This window comes from Streptomyces sp. NPDC033177, from assembly GCF_055577715.1.
In genome coordinates this window covers 321,919-332,832 of the sequence record NZ_JBVIPS010000010.1, presented here as the reverse complement: position 1 = coordinate 332,832, position 10,914 = coordinate 321,919, and the positions used below count along the sequence as shown (strand labels likewise).

The following is a 10,914-nucleotide window of genomic DNA, read 5'->3' as shown; positions in this document are numbered from 1 at the left end:
TGCCGCCGCTTCGCGCCGGGTCTTTCCCGCCCACCCGCCCGTTTGCCCGGCGTCCTGTCCTGAACGGACGTCGTCTGCGGCGCCGTCCCGGCCTGTGCCGCCGCTTCGCGCCGGGTCTTTCCCGCCCACCCGCCCGTTTGCCCGGCGTCCTGTCCTGAACGGACGTCGTCTGCGGCGCCGTCCCGGCCTGGCCCGCCGCTTCGCGCCGGATCTCTCCCGCCCACCCGCCCGATTGCCCGGCATCCCGCCCTGACCGGGCCCTGGATGACGCGGGGCGATCGGGTGGGTGGGCGGGAAAGTCTGCGCCGCGAAGCGGCGGGTCAGGACTGCCGGTGGAGAACGGCGGTGGCCCGCCCCCGCAGCCTGCGCCGCGAAGCGGCGGGCCAGAGCGGGCGGTGGAGGACGACGGCGGCCCGCCCCCGGTATCCGGGAGCGGGCCACAGCAAAGCATCGCGGAGGCTAGAACGCAGCCTCGTCCAGCTCCATCAGGCCCAGGTCCACGCCCTCGGCGAGCTTCCGCTCGGCGGAGACGCCCGGCAGGACGTTCGCGGCGAAGAACTTGGCCGCGGCGATCTTGCCCTCGTAGAAGGGCTTGTCCTTCGCGGAGGCCGTGGCCAGCTTCTCCGCGGCCACAGCCGCGCCCCGCAGCAGCAGGTAGCCGACGACCACGTCGCCGGAGACCATCAGGAGGCGGGTCGTGTTGAGGCCGACCTTGTAGATGGACTTGACGTCGGACTCCGTGGCCGCGAGGTCCGTCAGCATGACGCCGACGATGGCCTCAAGATCGACCGCGGCCTTGGCCAGCTCCTCGCGGGCCCCGGCCAGCGTGTCACCGCCCGTGCCGACGGCGAGGAACTTCTTGATCTCCTCGGCGAGGCCGTTCAGGGCGGCACCCTGGTTGCGGACGATCTTCCGGAAGAAGTAGTCCTGGCCCTGGATCGCCGTCGTGCCCTCGTAGAGGGTGTCGATCTTGGCGTCACGGATGTACTGCTCGACGGGGTACTCCTGGAGGTACCCCGAGCCGCCGAACGTCTGGAGCGACTGCGCCAGCTGCTCGTACGACTTCTCCGAGCCGTAGCCCTTGACGATCGGGAGCAGGAGGTCGTTGAGCGCGATCAGCGCCGACGCGTCCTCGCCCGCCGCCTCCTTGACCTGGATGTCGTCCTGGACGGCCGCGGTGTGCAGCACCAGGGCGCGCATGCCCTCCGCGTACGCCTTCTGCGTCATGAGGGAGCGACGGACATCGGGGTGGTGGGTGATCGTCACCTTCGGCGCCGTCTTGTCCATGAACTGGGCCAGGTCCGGACCCTGCACGCGCTCCTTGGCGTACTCCAGGGCGTTCAGGTAACCCGTCGACAGCGTCGCGATGGCCTTCGTGCCGACCATCATGCGGGCGAACTCGATGATCATGAACATCTGGCGGATGCCGTCGTGCTTGTCGCCGATCAGCCAGCCCTTGGCGGGGTGTTGGTCGCCGAACGTCATCTCGCACGTGTTGGACGCCTTGAGGCCCATCTTGTGCTCGACGTTCGTCGCGTACACGCCGTTGCGCTCGCCCAGCTCGCCGGTCTCCCAGTCGAACTCGTACTTCGGGACCAGGAAGAGCGAGAGGCCCTTCGTGCCGGGGCCGTGGCCCTCGGGGCGGGCGAGGACGTAGTGGAGGATGTTCTCCGACATGTCGTGCTCACCGGACGTGATGAAGCGCTTCACGCCCTCGATGTGCCAGGAGCCGTCCTCCTGCTTGATCGCCTTGGTGCGGCCCGCGCCGACGTCCGAACCGGCGTCCGGCTCGGTCAGGACCATCGTCGAGCCCCACTGCTTCTCGACGGCGATCGCGGCGATCTTCTTCTGCGCGTCGTTGCCCTCGTCGTGCAGGATGCCCGCGAACGCCGGACCCGAGGAGTACATCCACACGGCCGGGTTGGCGCCGAGAAGCAGCTCCGCGTAACCCCAGATCAGGGAGCGGGGCGCGGTCGTGCCGCCGATGCCCTCGGGCAGGCCGAGGCGCCAGTACTCGGAGTCCATGAAGGCCTGGTAGCTCTTCTTGAAGGACGCCGGTACGGGAGCGGTGTTGGTGGCCGGGTCGAAGACCGGCGGGTTGCGGTCGGCGTCCTCGAAGGACTCGGCCAGCTCGTTCTCCGCGAGGCGGCGCAGCTCCTCGAGGATGCTCTTGGCGGTGTCGACGTCCATCTCGGCGAACGGGCCGGTGCCGTACAGCTTGTCGCGCCCGAGCACCTCGAAGAGGTTGAACTCGATGTCGCGGAGATTCGACTTGTAGTGCCCCATGGCGACGGCTCCGTAAGCAGAAAGGGATCAACAGGATCAGTACCAGCAAGTAGCTACGATGATGCTACCCGCCAGTAATAAGAAGCAACCCCTAATAGGGCATCTGTGACTCAGTCCTCGTGCGGGCTCAGTACTCTTGCGGTCATGTACGGCTACGACCAGAGCCCAGGCGCCCAGCAGCAGTACGCCCCGCCCGGGGCCCAGCCGCCGCCGCAGCAGATGCCGGGCGGCGCGCAAGGGTACGCACAGCAGCCTCCGCTCTACCCCGAGCCGTCGCCCCCGTCCCTTGCGGACGCGGTGCGCGCCTTCACCACGGGCTCGATGTCCGCCGAGGACTTCCAGCAGGCCTTCGCCACCTCGAAGGTCTACTGCCCGCGTGGCGACAACCCCGGCTTCCTCGCCCTGCACAACACCCAGCAGCCGGTCATCCCGATGTTCACCTCCCTCAAGGAGCTGCGCCGGTACGCGGGCAAGGAGTCCAAGTACTTCGTGATCACGGGCGCGGAGGTCATCGACCTGCTCCCCACCGGCTACGGCTTCGTCCTGGACATGGAGGGCGAGCACCGCATGGTCTTCGACGCCAAGGCGGTCGAACAGATGGTCGACTTCGCGATGCGAAGGATGTACGGCTAGCCGCCGCCCGCGGAATCAGGCCACCCCGGACGCCCGGAGGGAATTCCCTCCGGGCGTTCCGCGTTCCCGGTGGCAAGAAGTTCTACGTTCAACTAAAGTGAGCGTACGAAGAAGGAGGCACCGACATGCCCGCTGTGACCGTCGAGAACCCGCTGACCCTGCCCCGTGTGGCCGCGTCCGGCGACGCCGTGGCCCGCCCCGTGCTCGCCGTGACGACCGCGCCCAGCGGTTTCGAGGGCGAGGGCTTCCCGGTGCGCCGGGCCTTCGCGGGGATCAACTACAAGTACCTCGACCCGTTCATCATGATGGACCAGATGGGTGAGGTGGACTACGGAGCCGGTGAGCCGAAGGGCACGCCCTGGCACCCCCACCGCGGCTTCGAGACGGTCACGTACCTGATCGACGGCACCTTCGTGCACCAGGACTCGAACGGTGGCGGCGGCACCATCCAGAACGGCGACACCCAGTGGATGACCGCCGGCAGCGGCCTCCTGCACATCGAGGCGCCGCCGGAGTCCCTCGTCCAGTCCGGCGGCCTCTTCCACGGCCTCCAGCTGTGGGTGAACCTGCCCGCGCGGGACAAGATGATGGACCCCCGCTACCAGGACATCCGCGGCGGCCAGGTCCAGCTCCTCACCTCGCCCGACGGCGGCGCGCTCCTGCGCGTCATCGCCGGTGAGCTCGACGGACACCAGGGCCCCGGCATCACGCACACGCCGATCACGATGATCCACGCGACGGTCCGCCCCGGCGCCGAGGTCACCCTGCCCTGGCGCGAGGACTTCAACGGCCTCGCGTACGTCCTGGCCGGGCGCGGCACGGTCGGTGCCGAGCGCCGCCCGGTCCACGTGGGCCAGACGGCCGTCTTCGGCGCCGGTGGCTCGCTGACCGTCCGCGCGGACGAGAAGCAGGACGGGAACACCCCCGACCTGGAGGTCGTGCTGCTCGGCGGACAGCCGATCCGTGAGCCGATGGCGCACTACGGCCCGTTCGTGATGAACAGTCAGGCCGAGCTCCAGCAGGCGTTCGAGGACTTCCAGAAGGGCCTGCTCGGCACGGTCCCGGCCGTGCACGGCATGTAGCAACCGGCTGTTCGGCGTACACGAAGTGCGGGGCCACGCGGCCCATGCTCGGGTAGGAGGGTGAGCACCCTTCTGCCCGAGCCCGTACGCCGTACCGCCGCCTGGTGCGTGGTCCTCCTGCTCGTCACCGGCGTGGCAGCCGTGGCGATCTGGCTCTTCGTCACCTTCAAGACGGCCGCGACGCCGGTGCTGCTCGCCCTCCTCGGCACGGCACTCCTTGGGCCCGTCTACCGCTGGCTCCTGAAGATGAAGGTGCAGCGGTCGCTGGCCGCCGGGCTCACCTGCGCGGCCGTCGTCGCGGTCGTGGGCGGTGCCATGTACATCGTGGTCAAGGCCCTCATCGACACCGGCGACCAGATCGTCGCCTCCCTGAAGCAGGCCGCCACCGACCTCTCGGAGCACTTCGGCGCCGCGGGGACCTCCCTGGACGACATGGCGTCCAACGCCAAGGACCTGCTCGGCAAGTTCGGCGGCTCGGCCGCGTCCGGAGTGATCAGCGGGCTCAGCGTCGTCGGCGAGATGATCGCCATGGCCGTCCTCGCGCTGCTGCTCGTCTTCTTCTTCCTGCGCGACTCCGACCGCGCCCTCGGGTCCATGCGCTCGCTCGCGCCACGCGGCACCGCCGACACCGTCGAGGCCATGGGGCGGCGCGCCTTCGAGGCCGTCGAGGGCTTCATGCGCGGGACCACGTTCATCGCCCTGATCGACGCCCTCTGCATCACCGTCGGACTCCTGATCCTGGGGGTGCCGGGGGCATGGGGGCTCGGCGCGCTCGTGTTCATCGGCGCCTACATCCCCTACCTGGGTGCCTTCATCTCAGGCGCCGTCGCCGTCCTGGTCGCGCTCGCCGACCGGGGCTTCGTCATCGCGCTGTGGGCGCTCGGGGTGGTGCTGGCCGTCCAAGTACTGGAAGGGCACGTCCTGCAGCCGGTGATCCAGTCACGGACCGTGCAGATGCACCCCGCGATCGTCATGCTGGCGATCGCCGCGGGGGCGTCCGTGGCGGGAATCCTGGGGATGCTGCTCGCCGTGCCGGTGACGGCGGCGGTCTTCGGGGTGATCGCCGAGCTCCGCGAACGCCATGCCGAGGAGGGATCAAGCCCGTCCGGCGTTTGAGGACGAACTCGGCGGAGCTGGTGATGGGCGGTGCCCGGGGCTTCGGGCTTAGGGAGCTTCGGGGCGCCGGACTCACTCGCCCGCGGCGCCTTCGTACAGCTCGAACCAGATGCTCTTGCCCTCGCCCCGCGGCTCCACCCCCCACTCGTCGGCGAGCAGCTCCATCAGGACCAACCCCCGCCCGGACGAGGCCAGTTCACCGGGGTGGCGCCTGTGCGGCAGGTCGTCGCTGCCGTCCGAGACCTCGGCCCGCAGGCGCCGCGAGCCCGGCTCCCCGATGACCTCGGCGACGAGCAGCGCGTCGCCGTCCGTGTGCACCAGTACGTTCGTGATCATCTCGGAGACCATCAGGACCGACGAGTCGACCTGGTCGGGGACCGCCCAGTCGTGCAGCAGCTCCCGCACATGACGCCGCGCCCCCGCGATCCGCTCCGGCTCGGCCTGCGCGACGGTCAGGACGGTGCGCCGGGCGGGCGTGCGGTGGGCGGGGTGGCCGGCCCTGCGCAGCAGCAGGACCGCGATGTCGTCCTCGCGCCGGTCCACCAGGGGCCCCGTGGTGTGGTGCGAGGAAGGCCCGTGCACGGCTTGTACGAGGGTGTCGGCGAGCTCTTCGAGGCCGTCGTCGTCACCGTCGCCGCCGTGCTCCTCCAGGATCTTGCGGATCCTCGTCCAGCCGCTGTCCAGGTCGTGGCCGCCGGTCTCGATGAGGCCGTCGGTGCAGATCAGCATCGTCTCGCCGGCCTCAAGGACGAGCCGGGTCGTGGGGTAGTCCGCGTCCGGATCGATGCCGAGCGGCAGGCCACCGGCCGTGGGCCGGAGCAGGACCGTTCCGTCGCTCATCCGTATCGCCGGCTCCGGGTGGCCCGCGCGGGCGATCTCCAGGACGCCGGTGACCGGGTCCGCCTCCACGTAGAGGCAGGTCGCGAAGCGCGGGTCGGCGGGGTCGCCGCCCGCGTCGCCGTCCGACCCGATCGCGATGCCGTCCGTGATCCCCGAGAGGAAGCGGGTCGCCCGGGAGAGCACGGCGTCCGGGCGGTGCCCCTCGGAGGCGTACGCGCGCAGGGCGATCCGCAGCTGGCCCATGAGCCCGGCCGCACGCACGTCGTGCCCCTGCACGTCGCCGATGACGAAGGCGATGCGGCCGTTGGGCAGCGGGATCATGTCGTACCAGTCGCCGCCCACCTGGAGCCCGCCACCGGTGGGCACATACCGCGCGGCCACCGTCATCCCCGGGATGCGCGGCCCGAGCAGCGGCAGCATCGAGCGCTGCAGCCCCTCCGTGAGCTCCCGCTCCGACTCGGCGACCCCGGCCCGCGACAGGGCCTGGGCCAGCATCCGGGCCACCGTCGTCAGGACGGAGCGCTCGTCCGGCGTGAACGAGACGGGGTAGGCGAAGGCCGCGAGCCAGGCGCCCATCGTGCGGCCCGCGACGGTCAGCGGCAGGAACGCCCACGACTGCCGGTCGAAGGGGCGGGCCAGCGGCCACGTGGCGGGATAGCGGCGGTGGTACTCCTCGGGCGAGGAGAGATAGACCGCGCGGCCCGTGCGGACCACCTCGGCGGCCGGATAGTCCGTGTCCAGGGGCATTGCCGAGAAGGGCAGATCGTCCCCCGGCTGGTGCCCGTAATGCCCGATGATCTTCAGCCGGTCGCCCTCGACCCCGAAGACACCGAGACCGTCGGGCGAGAACCCCGGCATGGAGAGCCCGCTGGCCACCCGCAGCACTTCCTCCGTGGACCGCGCCTCGGCGAGCGCGCGCCCCGCGTCGAGCAGGAAGGCCTCGCGGGAGCGCCGCCAGTCGCCGGTGACCGGGCTGCGGGCGGCGGCGCCCGGCGGCGGCTCGGTGACCTCCTGGAGGGTGCCGATGAGCTCGTACGCATGCGTGACCTGGTCCACGACCGGCTTGGAGCGGCTGCGCACGATGCGGATCACCCGCCCCTGGTCGTCCATGATCCGCAGGCGGGCCTCGGCGAGGGTGCCCTCGGCGACGGCGAGCTGGACGATGCCGTCGATCTCGTTCCAGTCGACGGGGTGGAAACGGGAGCGCACGCCGGCCTCGGTGAGGGTCTGGCCGTGCGGAGGGAGGCCGAGGAGCCGGGCCGCCTCGGCGTCGAGCGTGACGACGCCGGCTGCGTTGTCCCAGCGCCACAGGCCGGTGGCGATCGCGGCAAGGACGTCCCGGACGGGAGGCAGGGGTTCGTCCCCGGCCTGCCCCGCCTGCTGCAAGGGATCGTCGGTGCGCATTGACCCACTTTAGGAAGATCGATGGACAAGCCGCCACCGCCGGGGGCGGCGGGGAGGCCTTCGCGGGTGATGCTTCACGGGTGCACGGTGATGCTTCACGGGTGACCGCGGAGGTAATCCGGAAAGCGATCTCCGCCCGGACGGTAGCCTTAAGGCTTGTCTGCTCTCTCCCCTATTCGCGAAGACTGGATGAACGAAGATGCATCGGTACAGGTCCCACACCTGCGGCGAGCTCCGCGCCTCTGACGTCGGCTCCGACGTCCGGCTGAGCGGCTGGCTGCACAATCGCCGAGACCTGGGTGGCATCCTCTTCATCGATCTGCGCGACCACTACGGCATCACGCAGCTGGTGGCCCGCCCCGGCACGGCCGCCGCCGAGACGCTCGACAAGCTCTCCAAGGAGACGGTCGTCCGTATCGACGGCAAGGTCGTCTCGCGCGGCGCGGAGAACGTGAACCCCGAGCTGCCCACCGGCGAGGTCGAGATCGAGGCCGCCGAGGTCGAGGTGCTCGGCGCCGCCCAGCAGATCCCGTTCACGATCAACGCGGACGACGGCGTGAACGAAGAGCGGCGCCTTGAGTACCGCTTCCTGGACCTGCGCCGCGAGCGCATGCACCGCAACATCATGCTGCGCTCGTCCGTGATCGCCTCGATCCGCTCGAAGATGGTGGCCCTCGGCTTCAACGAGATGGCGACGCCGATCCTGGCCGCGACGTCCCCCGAGGGCGCCCGCGACTTCGTCGTCCCGTCCCGCCTGAACCCGGGCAAGTTCTACGCCCTGCCCCAGGCCCCCCAGCAGTTCAAGCAGCTGCTGATGATCTCGGGCTTCGACCGCTACTTCCAGATCGCGCCGTGCTTCCGCGACGAGGACGCACGCGCGGACCGCTCGCCGGGCGAGTTCTACCAGCTCGACGTCGAGATGAGCTTCGTCGAGCAGGAAGACGTCTTCCAGCCGATCGAGAAGCTGATGACGGAGATCTTCACGGAGTACGGAGGCGGCCGCGAGGTGACCTCCCCCTTCCCCCGCATCCCGTTCCGCGAGTCGATGCTGAAGTACGGCAACGACAAGCCGGACCTGCGCGCGAAGCTCGAGCTCACCGACATCACGGACATCTTCGCCGACTCGGAGTTCAAGGCGTTCGCGGGCAAGCACGTCCGCGCGCTGCCGGTCCCGGACACGGCGTCGCAGTCCCGCAAGTTCTTCGACGGCCTCGGTGACTACGCGGTCGAGCAGGGCGCGAAGGGCCTCGCGTGGGTGCGCGTGGCCGAGGACGGCTCGCTGACGGGCCCGATCGCGAAGTTCCTGACGGAAGCGAACGTAGAGGAACTGACGAAGCGCCTTGGGCTTGAGGCGGGCCACGCGGTCTTCTTCGGGGCGGGCGAGTTCGAAGAGGTCTCCAAGATCATGTCCGCCGTCCGCGTCGAGGCCGCCAAGCGCGCGGGCCACTTCGAGGATGGCGTCTTCCGCTTCTGCTGGATCGTCGACTTCCCGATGTACGAGAAGGACGAGGAGACCGGGAAGATCGACTTCTCCCACAACCCCTTCTCGATGCCGCAGGGCGGCATGAAGGACCTGGAGGAGAAGGACCCGCTCGACATCCTCGCCTGGCAGTACGACATCGTCTGCAACGGCATCGAGCTGTCCTCCGGCGCGATCCGTAACCACGAGCCCGAGGTCATGCTGAAGGCCTTCGCGATCGCGGGCTACGAAGCGGAGACGGTGGAGCGGGAGTTCGCGGGCATGCTCCGCGCCTTCCGCCTCGGCGCCCCGCCGCACGGCGGCATCGCCCCCGGCGTCGACCGCATCGTGATGCTCCTCGCGGACGAGCCGAACATCCGCGAGACGATCGCCTTCCCGCTGAACGGCAACGCCCAGGACCTGATGATGGGCGCCCCGTCGGAGCTGGAGGAGACCCGCCTCCGCGAGCTGAACATCCAACTCCGCAAGCCGGTCGCTTCCGGCAAGGGCGAGACGGAGAAGTAGCGCTCAGCTACAGAAAAATCCCGGCCCGCACCCCAGATCGGGGTGCGGGCCGGGATTTTTCTGCGATCGGACCTCGACGCGAGCGACGTACCGACGCGTCGGGTCAGTCGGCCCGCGTGCGCACGGTCTCGATCGCCGCGGCGATTGCCCGGCTGCGGAGGCCGGCCGCGATGAGTTCCATCTCGACCAGAGTGCCGACGAGCCCGGCGTCCCGGAGTTCGTCGGCCATCACACGTGCCTGGCCCAATGGCAGTTGAAGCACCTCGCGCAGGACGCGGAGCACCGGGGTGAGGCTCGGCACGGTGTCCGCGAGGCGGAGCCGGGCGGGCCCGTGCCGGTCGAGGAGAGCGAGCCGGATGTACTCGGGAGTCGGGCCCCCGGTGTCCTGCTCGCACCACGCGTTGGGGCAGGAGGCGCACGCGCCGTCGTCGGCCCACCACAGGCGCCCGTTGTCGATGAACTGGCCGAGGTCGCGCGTCAATACGCCCCCGCAGTCCTCGCACCGCGCGTCGACTGCGGTGACGGTCACCCCTTGTGCGATCACCGTGCTCCTCGGCGGCGTGGCACCGCATCAGCTCGTGGGTGTCTTCTCCTGGCTCAAGAGTTCCACGATGCTGGAGAAGCTGTCCTTTGCGTGGCCTGCCGCCATTCCACGGCGGAACAGGTCCGCCACCGCCGACGGGAGGGCCGCGTCCACCCCGGAGTCGGTGTGGGTGTCCACGACGTGCTCCATGCTCGCGAGGCCCATCGCCAGGCGGTCCACGTCGCCCTCGTGGTTGCCCGCGTCGATGCGCGACGAGTAGAAGGACAGGAACTCCGGCATCCCGGTCATGTTCAGCGAGGCGTACGGGAGGATGTCCGCCGCCGAGAGGCCGTTGGCCTTGGCGAGGGCGACCGCGTACCAGTAGCTCGACACGCTCGTCCAGAAGATGACCATGTTGAGCTGGTACATCAGCGCCGCGAGGCCCGGGTCCTCGCCCCGGTAGTCCGTCTCGCCCGTCAGCACCTCAAGGGTCGTGCGGTGCTTGTCGTACGCCTCGCGCGGGCCGCTGTAGAAGGTGGAGGCGTCCGGGGTTCCGATGCCGGAGGGTGGAGCGAGTACGCCGCCGGTGAGGTGCGCGGCGCCGTGGCCCGCGGCCCAGCTCGCCGCCTCGCGGGCCTTCTTCGGGGTGTCCGAGCTGAGGTTGACGATCACCCGGCCGGAGAGCGCGCCCGCCGCCGGTTCCAGTACGCGGTACATCGCGTCGTAGTCCGTGAGGCTCAGGATCACCAACTCGTTGGCGGCGACGGCCTCCTCGGGGGTGCCGGCGAGGATCGCGCCGCGCCTCACCAGGTCGTCCGCGCGGGACGCCGTGCGGTTCCAGAGGGTGACCTGGTGGCCCTTGTCGAGCAGCGCTGTTGCCATCGCGTGGCCCATGGGGCCGAGTCCGATGAGGGTGACAGAAGTGACAGGGGTGACAGAGGTGACAGGGGTGGTGTTCACGTGTGCCTCCAGGGCTAGAACGAGCGCTCTATTTAGCATGCTGGCACAACGTAGCACGGCTCTGGAACGAACGCTCTAATTAGGCG

At 69.8% G+C, this 10,914-nt stretch carries 8 protein-coding genes; 4 read left to right on the top strand and 4 right to left on the bottom strand.

Annotated features, from left to right (window positions below; genetic code table 11):
* Window positions 1-459 precede the first annotated feature (459 nt).
* Window positions 460-2,286 (bottom strand): acyl-CoA dehydrogenase, encoded by a 1,827-nt coding sequence (locus tag ACZ5U5_RS32275; protein ID WP_469028729.1) that lies wholly within the window; start codon window positions 2,284-2,286, stop codon window positions 460-462.
* A gap of 144 nt (window positions 2,287-2,430) precedes the next feature.
* On the opposite strand from ACZ5U5_RS32275, the gene ACZ5U5_RS32270 reads away from it, so the two are divergent.
* The 3 genes from ACZ5U5_RS32270 to ACZ5U5_RS32260 all read left to right on the top strand — a co-directional run bounded on the left by ACZ5U5_RS32270 (window position 2,431) and on the right by ACZ5U5_RS32260 (window position 5,117).
* On the top strand, window positions 2,431-2,919 hold the full coding sequence (locus tag ACZ5U5_RS32270) for an SseB family protein (protein ID WP_363210398.1): 489 nt from the start codon (window positions 2,431-2,433) through the stop codon (window positions 2,917-2,919).
* A 125-nt stretch (window positions 2,920-3,044) separates the two neighbouring features.
* Window positions 3,045-4,001, top strand: a complete 957-nt coding sequence (locus ACZ5U5_RS32265; RefSeq protein WP_469028727.1) for a pirin family protein — start codon at window positions 3,045-3,047, stop codon at window positions 3,999-4,001.
* A gap of 60 nt (window positions 4,002-4,061) precedes the next feature.
* The gene (locus ACZ5U5_RS32260; RefSeq protein ID WP_469028724.1) at window positions 4,062-5,117 is read left to right on the top strand and encodes an AI-2E family transporter; all 1,056 of its coding nucleotides are present in this window, start codon (window positions 4,062-4,064) and stop codon (window positions 5,115-5,117) included.
* A gap of 72 nt (window positions 5,118-5,189) precedes the next feature.
* Here the strand turns inward: ACZ5U5_RS32260 and ACZ5U5_RS32255 are convergent, their stop codons facing one another.
* Window positions 5,190-7,361 carry a SpoIIE family protein phosphatase gene (locus ACZ5U5_RS32255; protein ID WP_469028722.1) on the bottom strand — a complete coding sequence of 724 codons (2,172 nt, stop codon included), beginning with the start codon at window positions 7,359-7,361 and terminating at the stop codon, window positions 5,190-5,192.
* A gap of 199 nt (window positions 7,362-7,560) precedes the next feature.
* On the opposite strand from ACZ5U5_RS32255, the gene aspS reads away from it, so the two are divergent.
* Window positions 7,561-9,345 carry an aspartate--tRNA ligase gene (gene aspS / locus ACZ5U5_RS32250; RefSeq protein WP_469028720.1) on the top strand — a complete coding sequence of 595 codons (1,785 nt, stop codon included), beginning with the start codon at window positions 7,561-7,563 and terminating at the stop codon, window positions 9,343-9,345.
* Window positions 9,346-9,448: 103 nt separating this feature from the next.
* On the opposite strand, the gene ACZ5U5_RS32245 is transcribed toward aspS, so the two are convergent.
* Entirely contained in the window at window positions 9,449-9,889 is a 441-nt protein-coding gene (locus ACZ5U5_RS32245; protein ID WP_469028717.1) for a hypothetical protein, read from the bottom strand.
* A 27-nt stretch (window positions 9,890-9,916) separates the two neighbouring features.
* Window positions 9,917-10,828 carry an NAD(P)-dependent oxidoreductase gene (locus ACZ5U5_RS32240; RefSeq protein WP_469028715.1) on the bottom strand — a complete coding sequence of 304 codons (912 nt, stop codon included), beginning with the start codon at window positions 10,826-10,828 and terminating at the stop codon, window positions 9,917-9,919.
* Window positions 10,829-10,914: the final 86 nt, after the last annotated feature.